At 67.2% G+C, this 16,662-nt stretch carries 16 protein-coding genes and 1 pseudogene; 8 read left to right on the top strand and 9 right to left on the bottom strand.

The window, feature by feature from the left end:
• Nucleotides 1–879 precede the first annotated feature (879 nt).
• The 6 genes from ASG43_RS08700 to ASG43_RS08675 all read left to right on the top strand — a co-directional run bounded on the left by ASG43_RS08700 (nt 880) and on the right by ASG43_RS08675 (nt 4,793).
• A complete protein-coding gene (locus tag ASG43_RS08700; protein ID WP_056503224.1) occupies nt 880–1,302 on the top strand; it encodes a helix-turn-helix domain-containing protein in 423 nt (140 codons plus the stop codon).
• Between the two features lie 206 nt (nt 1,303–1,508).
• Nucleotides 1,509–1,925: a nuclear transport factor 2 family protein gene (locus tag ASG43_RS08695; RefSeq protein ID WP_056503220.1), complete on the top strand. Its 417-nt coding sequence runs from the start codon at nt 1,509–1,511 to the stop codon at nt 1,923–1,925.
• A gap of 3 nt (nt 1,926–1,928) precedes the next feature.
• On the top strand, nt 1,929–2,444 hold the full coding sequence (locus ASG43_RS08690) for a sigma-70 family RNA polymerase sigma factor (RefSeq protein WP_056503219.1): 516 nt from the start codon (nt 1,929–1,931) through the stop codon (nt 2,442–2,444).
• A complete protein-coding gene (locus tag ASG43_RS08685) occupies nt 2,441–3,250 on the top strand; it encodes an anti-sigma factor (protein ID WP_056503217.1) in 810 nt (269 codons plus the stop codon). The genes ASG43_RS08690 and ASG43_RS08685 overlap by 4 nt, the downstream gene beginning before the upstream one ends.
• On the top strand, nt 3,247–4,140 hold the full coding sequence (locus tag ASG43_RS08680; RefSeq protein ID WP_056503216.1) for a LysR substrate-binding domain-containing protein: 894 nt from the start codon (nt 3,247–3,249) through the stop codon (nt 4,138–4,140). The genes ASG43_RS08685 and ASG43_RS08680 overlap by 4 nt, the downstream gene beginning before the upstream one ends.
• Entirely contained in the window at nt 4,137–4,793 is a 657-nt protein-coding gene (locus ASG43_RS08675) for a uracil-DNA glycosylase family protein (RefSeq protein ID WP_056503213.1), read from the top strand. The genes ASG43_RS08680 and ASG43_RS08675 overlap by 4 nt, the downstream gene beginning before the upstream one ends.
• 64 nt (nt 4,794–4,857) lie before the next feature.
• Here ASG43_RS08675 and ASG43_RS08670 read toward each other — a convergent pair whose 3' ends face one another.
• From ASG43_RS08670 to ASG43_RS08660, 3 genes are all read right to left on the bottom strand, one after another.
• Nucleotides 4,858–5,175: a hypothetical protein gene (locus ASG43_RS08670; RefSeq protein ID WP_056503325.1), complete on the bottom strand. Its 318-nt coding sequence runs from the start codon at nt 5,173–5,175 to the stop codon at nt 4,858–4,860.
• Between the two features lie 11 nt (nt 5,176–5,186).
• Complete coding sequence (locus ASG43_RS08665; RefSeq protein WP_056503210.1) at nt 5,187–6,407, bottom strand: molybdopterin-dependent oxidoreductase; 1,221 nt, start codon at nt 6,405–6,407, stop codon at nt 5,187–5,189.
• Between the two features lie 106 nt (nt 6,408–6,513).
• On the bottom strand, nt 6,514–7,662 hold the full coding sequence (locus tag ASG43_RS08660; RefSeq protein ID WP_056503206.1) for a TDT family transporter: 1,149 nt from the start codon (nt 7,660–7,662) through the stop codon (nt 6,514–6,516).
• 198 nt (nt 7,663–7,860) lie between these two features.
• On the opposite strand from ASG43_RS08660, the gene ASG43_RS08655 reads away from it, so the two are divergent.
• Both ASG43_RS08655 and ASG43_RS08650 read left to right on the top strand, forming a co-directional pair.
• Nucleotides 7,861–8,265 carry a DUF305 domain-containing protein gene (locus ASG43_RS08655; RefSeq protein ID WP_056503204.1) on the top strand — a complete coding sequence of 135 codons (405 nt, stop codon included), beginning with the start codon at nt 7,861–7,863 and terminating at the stop codon, nt 8,263–8,265.
• Nucleotides 8,262–9,644 carry a hypothetical protein gene (locus ASG43_RS08650; RefSeq protein WP_056503203.1) on the top strand — a complete coding sequence of 461 codons (1,383 nt, stop codon included), beginning with the start codon at nt 8,262–8,264 and terminating at the stop codon, nt 9,642–9,644. The genes ASG43_RS08655 and ASG43_RS08650 overlap by 4 nt, the downstream gene beginning before the upstream one ends.
• A gap of 26 nt (nt 9,645–9,670) precedes the next feature.
• Here ASG43_RS08650 and ASG43_RS08645 read toward each other — a convergent pair whose 3' ends face one another.
• The 6 genes and pseudogenes from ASG43_RS08645 to ASG43_RS08620 all read right to left on the bottom strand — a co-directional run bounded on the left by ASG43_RS08645 (nt 9,671) and on the right by ASG43_RS08620 (nt 16,661).
• Nucleotides 9,671–9,853 (bottom strand): hypothetical protein, encoded by a 183-nt coding sequence (locus ASG43_RS08645; protein ID WP_156386601.1) that lies wholly within the window; start codon nt 9,851–9,853, stop codon nt 9,671–9,673.
• 112 nt (nt 9,854–9,965) lie between these two features.
• Nucleotides 9,966–10,217 (bottom strand): annotated as a pseudogene (locus ASG43_RS22135) (molybdopterin oxidoreductase); the annotation flags it as partial.
• A gap of 126 nt (nt 10,218–10,343) precedes the next feature.
• Nucleotides 10,344–13,520: a CusA/CzcA family heavy metal efflux RND transporter gene (locus ASG43_RS08640; RefSeq protein ID WP_056503197.1), complete on the bottom strand. Its 3,177-nt coding sequence runs from the start codon at nt 13,518–13,520 to the stop codon at nt 10,344–10,346.
• Nucleotides 13,517–15,034, bottom strand: coding sequence for an efflux RND transporter periplasmic adaptor subunit (locus ASG43_RS08635; RefSeq protein ID WP_156386600.1), 1,518 nt, complete (start codon nt 15,032–15,034; stop codon nt 13,517–13,519). Before ASG43_RS08635 ends, ASG43_RS08640 begins: the two co-directional genes overlap by 4 nt.
• A complete protein-coding gene (locus ASG43_RS08630; protein WP_056503324.1) occupies nt 15,034–15,438 on the bottom strand; it encodes a FixH family protein in 405 nt (134 codons plus the stop codon). Before ASG43_RS08630 ends, ASG43_RS08635 begins: the two co-directional genes overlap by 1 nt.
• A 632-nt stretch (nt 15,439–16,070) precedes the next feature.
• Nucleotides 16,071–16,661, bottom strand: a complete 591-nt coding sequence (locus ASG43_RS08620; protein WP_244488032.1) for a cytochrome b/b6 domain-containing protein — start codon at nt 16,659–16,661, stop codon at nt 16,071–16,073.
• Nucleotide 16,662: the final 1 nt, after the last annotated feature.

The raw sequence follows: 16,662 nt of genomic DNA, 5'->3' as shown, positions 1-16,662 counted from the left end.
TCGTCGATCTCGCTCGCCCCTTCCGTGATCGTCCCGTCGGCTGGAACGCGATCGCCCGGACGCACGAGGATGATCGCACCGACGAGAAGGCTCTCGGCAGGCACCTCGGTCGTCTCGCCGTTCGCCTCCACGATCGCCGTCTTCGGCACGAGCGCGGTCAGGCCTTGGATGCTGGCCCGGGCACGTCCGGCGGCGACCCCTTCCAGCATCTCGCCGATCAGGAACAGCAGCACGACGGCCGCCGCCTCCTCCTCCGCGCCGATGAACATGGCGCCTACGGCGGCGATGGTCATCAGCGTCTCGATCGAGAACGGCGTGCCGTATCGGGCCGCGGTGATCGCGCGCCACGCGACGGGCACCAGGCCGACGGCGAGCGCCGCGATGAACGCCACACGCTCGACCTGGGGGAAGAGGTGGCCGACGGCATAGGCGGCGAGCAGGGCCGCTCCGCAGGCTGCCGTCAGCTTGGCCTTTTTCGTGCGCCACCACGGCGCGTCACCGTCCGAGGCGGTGCCATGGGCATGCCCATGCCCGTCGTCTTGCGAGTGGTGCCCGCCTTCCGCGGAGGAACCGCCGGGAGCGGCATTCGCGTTCGCCGGCTCCGCGCCGTAGCCGAGGTTGCGCACCTGCCGCATGATCCGATCGCCATCGACGTCGTCGCCATGGCGGACCTTCAGCGTTCCCGCCGAGACCGACACGGAAACCTCCTCGACGCCGGGCAACTTGCGCACGGCGGTGTCGATCTTGGAGGCGCATCCCGCACAGTCCATGCCTGTCACCCGGTAACGGGTCTCGCTCGATGCAGCACTCATGGCGGTCTCCTTGCGTCGGTTGTCAGGGAGGCCTACCTCCTCATGTGACTAGAGGAGCAAACGAAAAATGAAGACGGGTGTCCCGATCGGTGCGGCATCGAAGGCGAGCGGCATCAAGGTGCCGACGATCCGCTACTACGAGGAGATCGGTCTCCTGCCGACGCCGCCGCGCACGGAAGGCAACCGTCGCCTTTATGACGCCGCCGACCTGCGCCGCCTTCGGTTCATCCGCCATGCCCGGGAACTGGGGTTCGAGATCGCCCCGATCCGCGAGCTGTTGGCTATGGCGGGAGAACCGGATCGCCCCTGTGAAGGCGCGGACGGGATCGCGCGGGCCCATCTCGCGGACATCGACCACAAGATCGCCCGGCTGACGGCGCTGCGGACGGAGGTCGCGCGGATGGCGGACTGCTCCAACCACTCCGTCGCCGATTGCCGTGTGATCGAGGTACTCGGCGACCATGGCGAGTGCCTACACAAGACGCATTGACGATCGCCTCGCGCGGCCAATTCGAAGTGACGGCTGTCGACCCCTCGGAGCCGTTTGGCGCCCTTTCAGCTTGCGCCATTAGCAGACGTTCCGTCTGAACGCCGAACTGAACCTGCTCGTCTCTAATTTTCAGTCCTTTGGGAATAAGCGCCGTTCTTGAACGTCTTCCGTTGGCCAATCGCGGCCGAACCGAAGGACACCGAGCCATGAAGACCCTTTTCGCAGCCATCGCCATTCTTTCCGCCGGGGCTTCGGCCGCGCTTGCGGGTCCCGCCGGCGACATGGCGAAGGCGCATATCGAAGCGATCGCCAAGGGTGATACCGCCGCGATCACCGCCGCCTATGCGCCGTCCGCAACGCTTCACTGGGTCGGGGGTCCGCTCGATGGCACCTATGCGGGTCCGAAGATCGCCGCGACCTGGGCAAAGTTCGCCAAGGCGCAGACGGGCCTCAAGGCCACCATCATCGAGATGCGTGAGAGCATGAACCCGAAGGGCGCCACCGTCGTCGCCGATGTCGTCTTCGCCAACGACAACAAGATCCCGGTGCGCTACGTCATGATGTTCCGGGACGGCAAGCTCGCCGACGAGATCTGGCAGATCGACCCCGCGTTGGCGAAGTAAGGCATGTCCACCGACGAGATCGCGGCGCGGATCGAACCGCTCATTCCGGGCCTGAGGCGCTATGCCTATGCGCTGGTGCGCGATGGCGACGCCGCCGACGATCTCGTCCAGGACTGCCTGGAGCGTGCCGTCGGGCGCTGGCACCTACGCCGGCCCGACGGCGACCTGCGCGCCTGGCTGTTCGCCATCCTGCGCAACCTCCACCTCTCGGGCCTGCGCCAGCACAAGCGGCGTGGGCCCCACGTGGCGCTCGACGAGATGGCCTCGCCGCCGGCGGTGGATGGCGACCAGGACGGCCGCGCCGGGCTCCGCGACGTTCTCGCGGGGCTCGATGCGCTGAGTGAAGAGCACCGCACCGTCCTCCTTCTCGTCGGCGTCGAAGACCTGAGCTACGACGAGGCGGCGCGGGTGATCGGGCTGCCGGTCGGCACGGTCATGTCGCGCCTATCGCGGGCGCGCGAGAAGCTGCGCGCCATCCTGGAGACCGGGATCCGCGCGCCCTTGAGGAGAGTCAAATGAGCCGCAGGGACACGCCCGTCGGCGAGGACGACCTGCAAGCCTATGTGGACGGACGGCTTGAGGCCGAGCGGCTGCCCGCAGTCGAAGCCTATCTCACGGAGCGACCGGAGATCGCCGCGGCCCTCGCTCGCGACCGCGCGATCGCCCGGGCACTGCGCGAACGGCTTGCCTTCAAGGCCGAGGAGCCGATTCCCGCGCGGTTGCGCATGGCGAACATCCGCGAGGCCCGGCGCGGTCGCTTCGCGGCCACACGTCTGCGCATCGCGGCCGTCATGGGCTGGCTGATCCTCGGCAGCGCCGGCGGGTGGCTGGCGAACGACGTCCTGCGCGTGCCGCCGCAGATGGCTCGTGTGGCGGTCATGGCCGACGAGGCGATCGCGGCGCATCGCACCTTCGTGGTCGAGGTGGTCCATCCCGTCGAAGTGCGGGCCGACGAGGAGGCACATCTCCTGCAATGGCTATCGAAGCGGCTGGGAACGCGGCTGTCGGCTCCGGACCTGACGGGGCTCGGCTATCGGCTGATGGGCGGGCGCCTCCTGCCTGCGGGCGCGGGTCCCGCTGCGATGCTGATGTACGACGACGACCAGGGCACGCGGCTGACGCTGTTCATCAAGACCGACGAGAAGGACGAGACGTCGTTCCAGTTCGTCGAGGAGAACGGCGTCTCAGCCTTCTTCTGGCGCGACGCCGGCCTTGGCTACGTCGTGTCGGCCGAGGCGCCGCGCGAACGGCTGATGCAGGTGGCGACGGCCGTCTACGACAGCCTGAACCGCCCCGCCCCGGGCCTCTCCGGCGGTACGCTGTGACGCTCGATCAGCTTCGCATCTTCGTTGCCGTTGCCGAGCGCGAGCACGTGACGGAGGCGGCGAAGTCGCTGAACCTCACGCAGTCGGCGACGAGCGCCGCCATCGCCGCGCTGGAGGAGCGCCACGACGTCCGGCTGTTCGACCGCGTGGGGCGGAGGATCGAACTCACCGAGGCGGGTCGCCTGTTTTTGCCCGAGGCCCGCGCGGTGCTTGCACGGGCCGAAGACGCTGGCATCGTGCTTGCCGAGCTTACCGGACTGAAGCGGGGCCGCCTCCGGATCGTCGCCAGCCAGACAGTGGCGAACCACTGGCTGCCGCCGGTGCTCGCGGGATTCAAGGCCCGCCATCCCGGCATCGACCTTCGGCTGAGCATCGCCAACACGGCGCGCACGGCCGAGGCGATGCTGGATGGCACGGCCGATCTCGGCTTCGTGGAGGACGAACTCGGCGATGCCAGGCTGGGCACGCAACGCGTTGCCGACGACCGGCTAATTCTGGTCGCGGCATCCATGCGCGTGGGCTCCGGCTTTCCCGTCGCACCCGAAGATCTCGCGTCGGCGCGTTGGGTGCTGCGCGAACGCGGCTCGGGCACCCGCGCGATCCTCGAAAGCGCGCTCGAAGCCTTAGGTGTCGATCCCACCGCGTTGTCGGTCGAACTCGAACTGCCCTCGAACGAGGCCGTGCGCGCGGCGATCGAGGCGGGCGCCGGCGTCGGGATCCTCCCCGCCGTGGTCGCGGATGCCGGCCTTCGCACGGGGACACTGGTGGCGCTACCCTTCGACCTGCCGTCGCGCGGGTTCCATTCGGTTTTGGCGAAGGACCGTCACCCGAGCCGCGCCGTCGCCGCCTTTCTGGCCGAGCTGCCGACGATCGAGGTTCCACAGGCGTGATCGATGGATCGACGACGTCAGAACGGCATTCGGTCGACGCGATCGTCGAGCGTCTCGCGGCGCTGCCTGGCAAGGCCAACCTGTTCAACCCCTATGCCGGGTTCGACGCGGAGATTGAGGACGCTGACGCGCTAGCCATCCGCTGTCGCAATCTCGGGCGTTATCTCGCCGCGATGGCGGATCGCGGCGTCAATGACCTCTGGCTCGGCGAAGCACCCTCGCGCTTTGGAGCGCGTCGGACAGGCGTGCCGTTCACGGGCGACGGGCGGCTCGCCCACCTGTCGCAGCGGCTCGGTCTCGATCCGCCGCTGGCGCGGGCGACCCGCGAGACCCTGCCGACACCTGAGTCCGGAACCTCCCGGGAGATCTGGGATGCGGTGCCCGACCCGCTGCCACTGTTCTGGAACGCGGTGCTCTTCCATCCCCATCGCGGCGTTCTGCCCTTGCGCAACCGGATGCCGACGCGGACCGAGATCGCCGAGCACCGAGAGGTGCTGGAGATGATTGTCGCGATCTTCGCGCCGCGCCGAATCCTCTGCATCGGCCGGGTGGCGCAGCGTGCGGCGGACGGGCTCGGCATCCCCGCCACCTACGTGCGCCACCCCGCCCAGGGCGGCGCCGTGCGGTTCCGGGCCGGCGTCGCCGTGTTTTGAAGATCCTGAGCCACTGGCTTACCCCGTCAGCGAATGACCAAGCGGTGTCGTTCGACGGCCTTTGTCAGTATGTCTTCGCGAGATACTCGACGATTGCCTTTGCGTCGGCCTCTTCGATCGGGGCGTGATACGTGGCGATCATTTTGTGAACCTCCGCTGTCCAGAATGCCTCACCCATGCCGGGCGGCTGTGTATTGATGTAGTCAGCGGAATGACAGGCGGCGCAGTTGTTCTCCGCAGCCTCTAGGTTCTTGCCTGGCTTGAACGTTGCCGTCTCTTCGGGCAGTTCGTAGGAAAGCGGTTCTGCGAGCGCTGTTCCGGCGGAGGCTATCGCGACGGTCATGGCGCTCATGGCCACGAGGAACTGCAAGCGTCGTTTCATGGTGCCCTTCCTCATGCCGCGACAACGCGGGTGGTCTCGACGACATTCCGCAGGTAACCGGAAGGGTTCCAAGTCGCTTCCATCGGCTGGCTCTCGTTGAGCACGTTGGTCGCGCGGACCTTGAGGGCGTGGTCGCCGGCAGACAGCGTCACTGATGCGGTCCATTCCCGGAAAGAGAACTTGCCGAGATCCTCTCCGAGTACTGCGGGCGCGAAGGTCTTGCCTCCATCCGCAGAAACCTCAACCATCGCAATTCCCGAGCCGCCGTCAAAAGCGATGCCGCGCAGTGCCGTCGGCTGCCCAGCCGCCACCTTGGCTCCATTTTCGACGCTGGTGATGAAGGAGCGGACGGCAAAGCGACCAATCGGGACGGTCGTCTCCGGCTTGGTGCCAGCGGGAACGCAGGCGCAGTCGTTGTCGGGAACGCGGTATGCCGTCTTCATCCAAAAATTGTCGAGCGGCGTGTCGAGGACGGTGATCTCGTTGAGGTGCTTGACCCAATAGGTCCCGAAGAAGCCGGGAACGACGAGACGAACGGGGAAGCCGTTCAGCCACGGCAAGTCCTCGCCGTTCATCTGATAGGCCAGCATCACTTCGCCGTCGAGGGCATGGTCGAGCTTTAGTGATTTCGCGAAATCGGGCGTTTCCGGAATGACAGGACCGTCCAGCCCGCCGAATGAAACCTCGACGCTGCCCGCCGAGACTCCGGCCTTTTCCAAAATGGACTTCAAGGGGACGCCCTTCCAGCGAGCATTGCCCATCAACCCATTACCCGCCTGGCCTCCGCCGACGCGCGGATCGAAAAATCCTCGGCTGTTGCCCGAGCATTGGTGTACGGCGACGAGTTCCACCGGATCGAATCCTGTCTTCAGGTCATCGAGCGAGAGCGATAGAGGTTTCACTACCTTGCCCTTCACCTCGATCCGGAAAGCAACCGGATCGATCTCCAGCGGGATGTCCGCGAGGTGGTAGCGGACGAAGAACGCGTCGTTCGGAGTCAGCATGCTCTCGTTAAAAACGGCGAACGGCGTCTCGAGCTGTGGCGGGCGGGAGGTAAGCCCGATCATCGCCCGCTTCCCGGGATAGGTGACCAGAGGCCTCTCGCCGTTTCCGAACGGCAAGTCCACCGCTTCGGCTGCGAATGCTGCAAGCCTAGACACCCCGAAGAGCCCCGAGCCCAGGCCCAACGCCGCGCCGCCGGCGGTTCTTAAAACTTGTCGCCTGTTGACCATCTCAACTCTCCTCTTTGAAATTTATCCGCGCACGTGTCTGGGTATAAGACGCTCGAGGGGGACGTTTATTCCCTTGCTCGAGGCACAGAACCTCGTTTCTGCACGATCAGTCCTTGATGCAGGGCGAGACGAAGAGATCGCCCCTCCAGGCACCGCGCACCGTCCTCGTTCCGACGATCACCCAAAGCACCGCCAGCACCGCAACGAGCACCGCGCCGAAGACGTGGATGGCAGCGATCGGCAGGAGGGTGCCGAGCTTCAGCGTGGCCACGGCATAGACACCAAGGGGGAACGTGTAGCCCCACCAGCCGATGTTGAAGGGAAGGCCGTCGCGCAGGTAGCGCAGCGTCACGAGCACGGCCATCGCCAGCCACCAGAGCCCATAGCCCCAGAGCAGCAGCCCGCCGAAGAAGCCGAGCCCTTCCGCAAAGGCGCCGAAGCGCTCCAGACCGTTGGCGGAAAGGATCGCGGGGGCCGCGCCGCCCAGCGTCATCAGCCCGAGCGAACCGGTGCCGATCGGCCCGAGCGCCAGCCAGCTCGACGCCGCCATGTTGGCGTGCGGCAGCTTGTGGATGGCCATGCGCAGGAGGAGCACGACGAGGATGCTGAGCGCGATCGGCACCGACAGCGCCCAGAGCGCATAGGAGAGGGTCAACACCACGAGCTGTGAATGCGGGTCGACGAGATGCGCCGCGAGCAAGCCCCCGGAGACGGCGGCGACTTCGGCCGCGACCACCGGCAGGAGCCAGACCGCGGTCATCTGGTCGATCGTGTGGCTCTGGCGCGTGAACATCATGAAGGGGATGGCGACCCCGCAGGCCGCCGCCATCGCGACGTCGATCCACCAGAGCGTCTCTGCGATCCCGACCGCCACCTCGCCATAGCGCGGCAGGCCGAAGATCAGGAAGCCGTTGACGATGGTGGCGAGGCCCATCGGGATGCAGCCGAAGAACATCGACACGACGGAATGGCCGAAGATGCGCTTGGCCCCGTCGAAGAAGAAGATCCAGCGGGCAGCGTAGAGCCCGGCGAAGAGCGTGAACAGCGCGATGTTGAACATCCAGAGGCCCTCGGCCACCGGATGCAGCATCGGCACGTCAGCTTGGAACTGCGACAGCGCGATCGCGAGGATCCCGGTACCCATCGTGGCGGCGAACCAGTTCGGGGTGAACTGGCGCACGACCTCGCGCGGGCTGTCGAGGCGCGACAGCGGTTGGAGGCCAAGGGTGACGGCACGCATCTGTTCGAAGGTCATCGGCGGAGATCCTTATCCTGCCGGGATCATGCACAACGGCGATCGTTCGATCCAACGCGTTGTTTTGGTCATTCCGATCGATGGAGGCGATGGATCCATCAGGCGCCTCGCCCCGAATAAATGTTGCCGCCACGGGAATGAAAGGCTTCCGCATGCGTCTTCTTGTCGAACCCCGTACTTCGAGGACCCTGTGATTCCATGCTGAAGACGCTTCTCCTAACCCTGGCCTTTGCCGGGGCGTCACTCTCCTCGGCAGAGGCGCAGGACGCGCCCGCCCATCAGCACTCGGCGATGGTGCCGGCCACGCCCGACGGTTCACACTATGCCGAAGCGACCGCGGAGGCGATGGAGAGGATGCATGCCGGCATGATGTCGGCCCCGGTGACCGGGGATCCCGAGCACGACTTCCTGTCCCAGATGATCCCGCATCACCAGGGCGCGATCGACATGGCCAAGGCCGTCCTCGGCTCGACCGAGGACCCGGCGATCCGCAACCTCGCCCAGTCCATCATCACCGAACAGTCCTACGAGATCGCGCTGATGCGCTCGATGCTCGCTGCATCCGCCGACAAACCAAAGCCCGTTCCGGAGACAACCCCATGACCCGCACCGCCATCCTCGCCGCCGCGCTCCTTGTCTCGACGTCGGCCTTCGCGCTGCCCGCCGCCTCAGACCGCGTCTACACCGCCGACCAGAACTCCAACACGGTCTCGGTCATCGACCCCGTCGCCAACAAGCTGTTGGGCCAGATCCGGCTCGGCAATCCGCGGCCGGACGTTCTGAGCCCCCTCTACAAGGGCGAGGTCAACGTCCACGGCCTCGGCTTCTCGCCGGACCACAAGACGCTCGTCGTCGTCTCGACGGTGACGAACTCCGTCACCTTCATCGACACGGCGACCAATGCCGTGAAGGGCACGACCTATGTCGGGCGCAACCCGCACGAGGCCTTCTTCACGCCGGACGGGAGAGAAGTCTGGGCGACGGTGCGCGGCGAGGACTATCTGTCGGTGATCGATGCCGCGACCTATAAGGAAACCGGCCGCATCCCGACGACCAGTGGCCCAGGCATGACCAAGTTCTCACGCGACGGCAAGCTCGCCTTTGTCGCCAACTCGTTCAACCCGGTGCTCGAGGTCTTCGACGTCGCGAGCCATGCGCTGGTGAAGCGGATCCCGGTCGTCTCGCCATTCGTGCCCTTCGTACAGGTGAGCCCTGACGGCAGCGACGTCTGGCTGACGCACAAGGATGTCGGCAAGGTCACGCGCGTCGATGCCAAGACGCTCGAGGTGAAGGAGGTCATCGACAGCGGACCGATCTCCAACCATCTCGGCTTCGGCACGGTGGACGGCGCGACGCTGGTCTACGTCACGATCGGCGGCGAGAACGTCGTGAAGGTCTACAAGCCCGGCGAGAAGACGCAGCTCGTCGCGACCATCCCCGTCGGCGCATTGCCGCACGGCATCTGGGGATCGGAGGACGGCAGCCGGATCTTCGTCGGGCTCGAGAACGGCGACAAGGTCGACGTGATCGACACGGCCGAGCAGAAGGTCGTGGCCGAGATCCCGATCGGTCAGGCCCCGCAGGCCCTCGTATTCGTGCCGGGCGCGGTGCCCGAAGGTGCGGGCACCGAGAACCTCATGCCGTTGAAGGCGGGTCCAGAGAACCTGACGCTCTCGCTGAAGGCGCCTGAGGGCGCGGACGGTTCCGGCATGGTCGTCTCGCGCAATCTCGGGCTCGTCGATGCGATCGACGTCAGCCTCGCCAAACTGAAGCCGATGACGGAGTACGGCGTGTTCTTCGAAGGGCAGGACGAGCCCGTCGTAGTGCTGAAGACCAACGACAAGGGTGCCGGCATGGCCTCCAGCATCGGCCCGGTGCGCACGATCGGCGCCCCCGAGGAGCCGACGGCGGGCAAGGAGCCGCGGCTGGTCGTGGTCGAGGGTCTGAAGGGCACGGCCCGCCCGGTCCTCGCCAGCCGCTAGAGACGGCTGGGTCCAGAGTTGCGTTGCTAGCCAAGCGTGATCCACAGGACGACGCAGACGGCCAGCAACGCACCTGCGATGAGAACCCATGAAAGACCTAAGTCGCGAGCCTTCGACACACCTCTGGCGCTCGATGGCCCATCTTCGATTTGGGCCAGCTCTTTCATCTCCAGCCCCTCTGTATCTTCCGGTCCATGCTGCTTGCTCATGGCAATCCCGCCTTTCATCTGCTCGCATCATCGACCAACCGCAGAAACGATCGGACGTGTTGTCGCGCTAGCCGATCGGACGCGTTCGCGGCCTTCGTCCCTTTGCAGAGCCTCAGCCGACTCTGATCGGGACGCGATGCCACGAATAGGCGAGATAACCCTTCCAGTTCCAGATCTTCGCGATGTCGTCGGGTTGCGAACCGCCGACACCGTCGAAAGAACGGACGGCGAGATGGTGCTGTCCGGTCGGTAGGTCGAGGACGACAGACCAGAAGATCCACGCCCACTGGGTATCAGCCTGCTTGTCGATAGTAGCCTCGTGCCAATTCTCGCCACCATCGTAGGAGACCTCGACCTTGGCGACGCCACCGCCAGAGGACCGTCCTCAGCTCGTTGCGTCGTTCGAGTTCGGAGATCGTGGCACTGATGTCGTTCGCGGACCTCTCGGCAGCCGTCGTACCCGGCAGACGGTCAAAGTGGTCGACAGGGCTCATGCGTGCATCTCCGCGGATCCCTGGGGGGCGGACGCGACGTCCCGGCTGACCGCACCGCCCGCCTCCGGCAAGCGCCAGCCCTTCACCAGCGCGAACACGGCCGGGATGACGACGAGCGTCAGGACGGTCGACGAGACCATGCCGCCGATCATCGGCACCGCGATGCGCTGCATCACTTCCGAGCCCGCACCGTGGCTCCACAGGATCGGCAGGAGACCGGCCATGATCGCGACGACGGTCATCATCTTCGGCCTGACCCGCTCGACGGCGCCGATCATGATCGCGTCCCGCAAGGATTCACGGTCGAAGGCCCTGCCCTCGGCCCCGCACCGTCCCCGGACCTCCGCCACTGCGTGCTGGAGGTAGATCAACATGATCACGCCCGTCTCCGCCGCGACGCCCGACAGGGCGATGAACCCCACGGCCACGGCGACGGACATGTTGAAGCCGAGCCACCACATCAGCCAGACGCCGCCGACTACGGCGAACGGCAGGGAGAGCATGACGATCAGCGTCTCCGTCATGGACCGGAAGTTCAGGTAGAGGAGGAGGAAGATCAGGAGCAGCGTGACGGGAACGACGACCTTCAGCCTGGCCTCGGCACGCTGGAGGTACTCGAACTGTCCGCTCCAGGCGACATAGGTGCCGGGCGGGAACGTTACTCCCTTGGCCACCGCCTCCTGCGCCTCCGCGACGTAGCCGCCGAGGTCCCGTCCTGCGATGTCGACGAAGACGTAGATCGCGAGCTGCCCGTTCTCCGTCCGGATGGAGGTCGCCCCCCGCGTCAGCTCGACCTTGGCGACCTCGCCGAGCGGAACCGCTCCTCCGCCTGGGAGCGCGATCTGGACGTCCCTCGCGATCGCGTCTGGATCGGAGCGGAGTTCTCGCGGATAGCGGACGACGACGGCGTACCGCTCCCGTCCCTCGACGGTCGTCGTCACCGTCTCGGCTCCGAGCGCCATCCCGATCGTCTCCTGCACGGCGCCGACGGACAGTCCGTAGCGACCGAGGGCCTCCCGGTCGGGAACGATGTCGAGGAAGTAGCCGCCGACCACTCGCTCGGCATAGGCGCTGGACGTTCCCGGCACGTCCTTCAGCACTCGCTCGATGTCCTTCGCCACCCCCTCCATTTCCGCCAGGTCGGTGCCGAACACCTTCACGCCGACAGGCGTCCGGATGCCCGTCGAGAGCATGTCGATGCGAGCGCGGATGGGCATCGTCCAGGCGTTCGAGACGCCGGGGAACTGGAGGGCCTTGTCCATCTCGGCCCTGAGGCTGTCGACCGTGACGCCCGGCCGCCATTCCTCCTCAGGCTTCAGGTTGATCAGCGTCTCGAACATCTCCGTCGGCGCCGGGTCGGTGGCGGTCTGCGCCCTGCCCGCCTTGCCGTAGACCGAGGCGACCTCGGGGAACGACTTGATGATGCGGTCCTGCGTCTGGAGAAGCTCGGCCGCCTTGGTCACCGACAGCCCCGGGAGCGTCGTCGGCATGTACATCAGCGTTCCCTCGTTGAGGTTCGGCATGAACTCGGACCCGATCTGCCGGGCCGGCCAGACCGTCACGCCGAGGGCGACGACGGCGAGGAGGATGGTCAGGGTCTTCGCCCGAAGGACGCCGCCGATGACCGGGCGATAGACCCAGATCAGGAAGCGGTTCACGGGGTTGCGGTGCTCGGGCACGATGCGCCCGCGCACGAAGAGGACCATCAGCGCCGGCACCAGCGTCACCGACAGGATGGCCGCCGCCGCCATGGCGAAAGTTTTCGTGAAGGCCAGCGGCCCGAACAGGCGTCCCTCTTGCGACTCCAGCGTGAAGATCGGCAGGAAGGAGACCGTGATCACGAGGAGGCTGAAGAACAGGGCGGGGCCGACCTCGCTCGCGGCCTCGACCAGGATCTCCACCCGCGGCTTGCCGGGCGGCGCGCGCTCCAGATGCTTGTGGGCGTTCTCGATCATGACGATGGCGGCGTCGATCATCGCGCCGACGGCGATGGCGATGCCGCCGAGGCTCATGATGTTGGAGCCGAGCCCCGCCAGCTTCATCGCCCCGAAGGCCATCAGGATGCCGACGGGCAGCATGAGGATGGCGACGAGCGCGCTCCGAAGGTGGAGGAGGAACACCACGCAGACGAGCGCGACGATGAGGCTCTCCTCGAGGAGCGTGCCCTTCAGCGTCTCGATGGCCCGCTCGATGAGCTGCGAGCGGTCGTAGACGGGCAGGATCTCGGTTCCCGGGGGAAGGCTCGGCAGGATGGCCGCAAGCTTCGCCTTCACGTCCCCGATCACGTCGAGGGCGTTGGAGCCGTAGCGCTGCATGACGATGCCGCTCGCGACCTCCCCCTCCCCGTTCAGTTCCGTGATGCCGCGCCGTTCGTCGGGCGTCGTCTCGACGCGGGCCACGTCGCCGAGCCGCAGGGGGACGCCGCCGGGGCTCATGAGGACGATGCTCTCGATGTCGTCGGTGCCGCGCAGGTAGCCCCGCCCGCGCACCATGTACTCGAACTCGGACAGCTCGATCGTGCGGCCGCCGACGTCCATGTTGCTCGCCCCGATCGCCTCCTTCAGCATGTCGAGGGTCACGCCCTGGCTGCGCATGCGGTTGGGATCGACGACGACCGAGTACTGCTTCACGAACCCGCCGACGCTTGCGACCTCGGCGACCCCGTCGGCGTCGGAGGCGGCGAACCTCACGACCCAGTCCTGCAACGACCGCAGCTCGGCGAGCGTCCTGTCCTTGGCCACCACGGCGTACTGGTAGACCCAGCCTACGCCCGTCGCATCCGGCCCGAGCGTCGGTGTCACGCCGGCGGGAAGGCGGCGCCCCGCGGCGTTCAGGAACTCGAGGACGCGGCTTCGGGCGAAGTAGGGATCGGTGCCGTCCTCGAACACGACGTAGACGAAGGACACACCGAAGAACGAGAAGCCGCGCACGACCTTGGATCTCGGCACCGTCAGCATCGCGGTCGTCAGCGGATACGTGACCTGGTCCTCGACCACCTGCGGCGCTTGGCCGGGATACTCGGTGTAGACGATGACCTGGACGTCGGAGAGGTCGGGGATTGCATCCAGCGGCAGCGTCTTCAGGGCGTAGAAGCCCCCGGCGACGGCAAAGAGCGTGCCGACGAAGACGAGGACGAGGTTTCTCGCGGACCAGGCGATGACGCGGGCGATCACGGCCGTGCCTCCGCCGTCGGGGCCGGCCCGTCCTTCCCGGGGCCGAGGGCGGAGAGGGCCGCCTTGATGTTGCTCTCGGCGTCGATCAGGAAGTTCGCGCCGGTCACCACGCGGTCCCCCGCGTCGACGCCCTTCACGACTTCGGTCATGTCGGTCCCGCGGGCACCGATCTCGACCGGACGCGGTTCGAAGCGACCCTCGCCGCGATCGAGGATGACGACTTGCCTTGATCCCGTGTCGAGGATCGCGTCGTTCGGAACCGCGACGACCGCGGCGCCGGCACCGGACTCGATCGCGACGTCGGCATACATGTCGGGCAGCAGGAGCCCGTCGGGGTTGGCGACCTCGATGCGCACCTTGACCGTCCGGGTCTCTGGCGAGACTTGCGGGTAGACGAGGCCGACGCGCCCTTCGAACGTCCTCCCCGACAGGCCCCTGAAGGTGCTCCTTGCCACGCTGCCGAGCCGGACGGAGCCGATCTCCCGTTCAGGCACGTCGGCGACGATCCAGACGCTGGAAACGTCCGCGAGCCGGAAGAGGACGTCCCCTGCTTCGGTCATCATGCCGGCGACGGCTGATCGCTCCAAGACGAGGCCGTCCCGGGGCGCCGTCCAGGTCATGGACGGCGGGACCTTGCCTGTCTGCTCCATCTCGGTGATGGCCTCCTCAGGAACGCCGAGGTTGCGGAGCTTGAGGCCGGCGCCGCCTGACCTCGCGGCCCCGCCGCTCTTCAGCTCGATGACGAACTGGGCGCCGGCGGCCGCCATCTCGGGCGAGTAGAGGCGGACCAGCGGCTGCCCCTTCCGCACGGCCGAGCCCGTGGTCACGTCGGAGACCTCCTCGACGAAGGCGTCGGCCCGCGTCGTGACGATCGTGACCGCCCGCTCGTCGATCTTGACGACACCCGGCACCCGCAACGGCCGACCTATCGGCTGCCGGGACACGATCTGCGACCGGACCCCGGTTCGCTGTAGACGGCCAGGCGAGATCGTGACGATCCCGTCCTCCTCCTCCGGACCGTCGTAGACGGGGATGTAGTCCATCCCCATCGAGTCCTTCTTCGGGACCGGCGAGGTGTCGGGAAGGCCCATCGGGTTGCGATAGTAGATGACGTTTCGCTCGCCAGCGGGGGGCGCCGCCGTAGTGGACGCTGTCGCACCCGCGACGGCCGCGGATGCGCCCTGACCGTCCCGATCATCTCCGACCGCGACGGGGACGAAGTCGCGCCCGTCAGCAGTCTTCGTGGGCACTGCGGAGTACAGGGGCTTGCCGTCGGGGTCCCGGTAGTAGGCGACCCGTGCATCCTTGGCCGCGCCGGGGCGCGCGGGCTCGGTCATGCCGCCCGTGCGGAGGGGTTGCGACGTGGCGGAGCCCACGACGGGGGGCATGCCGCTCGCGAACGGCAGCGCAGCGGCGAGATCGGCCAAGGCGGGCTGGCCGAGGCCGATCCAATAGCCTCCGCCCCCCGCCGCGACGACCGCGGCGAGGGAAAGGCCCACAAGGGATGGGCGCATCACTCGGTGGCCTTGAGGACGAGCTCGTTCCGCAGCGTTCCCTCCTCGCCCTGCACCTTGGCGCCGAGCGAGATCCGCCAGCCGCCGGCCATGACGAAATTGCCCTTCACCACGTAGATCCCGGGTTCGGGCGACGGGGCGACCTCCACCGGCGCCGTCATCGTCTCCATGCCGTCGGGCGCCATGTCGAGCCGGGTCTCGAAGATGACGGCGTCCGGCACGGTCATGCCCGTCCGCTTGTCGACGAGCCTGACGCGGACGGGGATGTCCTTGCCCATCGCGACGGTGCCGTCGACGAGCTGGAACTCGTAGTCTGTCATGGCGGCGGCCGCGTTGCCCGCGAGCCCCGTGGAAAGGCATGCGACGAGCGCCGCTGCGGCGACGTGCTTCCTGAGTTCGTTCATGAGGTCGAAGTCCCGATCGATCGGCCGCGGCACGATGCCGTTCGGCCGCGCGGCAATGGCCGCGAGGTTCCGTTCGTCCTGGTGGTCCAGGCCGTGAAGGACGGCGCGAAGACGCGCCGCGGAACTATCAGGTTCTGGGAGGTCGGGGCGGTGGAGGCTGCGCGAGCGAGGTCAGCAGCCGCCCTCCCTGCAAGCCGAAGGACGACGTCGATCCGTCTCGCGGAGCGAGACCAAACGCGACAGACGGGCCCGCCGGGATGCATTGGGAGGTGCAGGCGGACATCGACGGACAGGCGGACTTCCCGCAGTCGGTCGTCGCCTGGCTCCTGTCGTCGGGGCAACATGGCATGTCGCCCGCCGCTGCCATGCCTTCCATGTCCGCCATCCCGGCCATCTCCATGGCCGACACTTGCGGATCCGATGCCTCGGCTGCCGCGGGGGGAAGCGCACCGGACGCCGTGGCCATGGCTTCGCCGATCGGCATGAATGCCAATGCGGCGACGACCATGGTCGCGAGGAGGCCTCGGAGGCGGAGTGCGGTTTTCACGGAGTGCAGGATGCCATTTCCCGGATCGCAAGAGAAGGCGGCAAGGGCGGGACCGTTGGTCGCCCTGTTGGAAGGCTCACCCAAGTCAGCGTCCGCCTGAGGCCGCGCGCGGTCCGGGAAGCATGCGCCCGAAGACGCCGTCCCGTCGGACGAGATGGTAGGCCGCGCCGAGAACGTGCAGCACGAGGAGCGCCAGGATGGCCTTCCAGATCCAGACGTGGGCCAGTGCGGCCCCGCCCCAAAGGTACCGGGCCACGAACCCCGAGGCGGCTTGGGCCAGCAGGGCCGCGTACAGGCCGGAATGGACCAAGGCGGCAACGCGATCCTTCCAGCCGAGGCGAGATCCCTCCCGCCGGCGTCGGAAGCGCAGCCCGAGGCGGGCGACCATCAGGACGCCGATCGCGATCCCCGACCATGTGTGGACGGAGTGCTCGAGGAGGTCGATCGGCTTCGGGCGCATCAGGGACGAATGAGTTCGGGCGATCGCGTCGTACGTCAGCCACTGCACCGTCACGAGCGCTACGACCGCCCAGTGCAGGACGATCTGGAGCGGCGAGTAGCGCGTGCGTCCCGCTTCTGCCGGAGCGTCCCAGCGGCTCTTCGGCATGCCCGATGTTCCCATGGCCGTTCCGATCGTGCGTCCTGCCGCCCGGAAGCGGACCCTCGAGATCAGCATG

Origin of the sequence: Aureimonas sp. Leaf454 (assembly GCF_001424685.1) — a bacterium.
Taxonomy (GTDB): domain Bacteria; phylum Pseudomonadota; class Alphaproteobacteria; order Rhizobiales; family Rhizobiaceae; genus Plantimonas.
The sequence above is the reverse complement of the archived record's forward strand: the minus strand, read 5'-3'. Positions and strand labels throughout refer to the sequence as shown.

Coding starts and splice junctions, on each gene's coding strand:
- ASG43_RS08700 (WP_056503224.1), top strand. CDS start 880: ATGAAGACGGGTGTCCCGATCGGTGCGGCATCGAAGGCGAGCGGCATC.
- ASG43_RS08695 (WP_056503220.1), top strand. CDS start 1,509: ATGAAGACCCTTTTCGCAGCCATCGCCATTCTTTCCGCCGGGGCTTCG.
- ASG43_RS08690 (WP_056503219.1), top strand. CDS start 1,929: ATGTCCACCGACGAGATCGCGGCGCGGATCGAACCGCTCATTCCGGGC.
- ASG43_RS08685 (WP_056503217.1), top strand. CDS start 2,441: ATGAGCCGCAGGGACACGCCCGTCGGCGAGGACGACCTGCAAGCCTAT.
- ASG43_RS08670 (WP_056503325.1), bottom strand. CDS start 5,175: ATGAAACGACGCTTGCAGTTCCTCGTGGCCATGAGCGCCATGACCGTC.
- ASG43_RS08665 (WP_056503210.1), bottom strand. CDS start 6,407: ATGGTCAACAGGCGACAAGTTTTAAGAACCGCCGGCGGCGCGGCGTTG.
- ASG43_RS08660 (WP_056503206.1), bottom strand. CDS start 7,662: ATGACCTTCGAACAGATGCGTGCCGTCACCCTTGGCCTCCAACCGCTG.
- ASG43_RS08655 (WP_056503204.1), top strand. CDS start 7,861: ATGCTGAAGACGCTTCTCCTAACCCTGGCCTTTGCCGGGGCGTCACTC.
- ASG43_RS08650 (WP_056503203.1), top strand. CDS start 8,262: ATGACCCGCACCGCCATCCTCGCCGCCGCGCTCCTTGTCTCGACGTCG.
- ASG43_RS08645 (WP_156386601.1), bottom strand. CDS start 9,853: ATGAGCAAGCAGCATGGACCGGAAGATACAGAGGGGCTGGAGATGAAA.
- ASG43_RS08635 (WP_156386600.1), bottom strand. CDS start 15,034: ATGCGCCCATCCCTTGTGGGCCTTTCCCTCGCCGCGGTCGTCGCGGCG.
- ASG43_RS08630 (WP_056503324.1), bottom strand. CDS start 15,438: ATGAACGAACTCAGGAAGCACGTCGCCGCAGCGGCGCTCGTCGCATGC.
- ASG43_RS08620 (WP_244488032.1), bottom strand. CDS start 16,661: ATGCTGATCTCGAGGGTCCGCTTCCGGGCGGCAGGACGCACGATCGGA.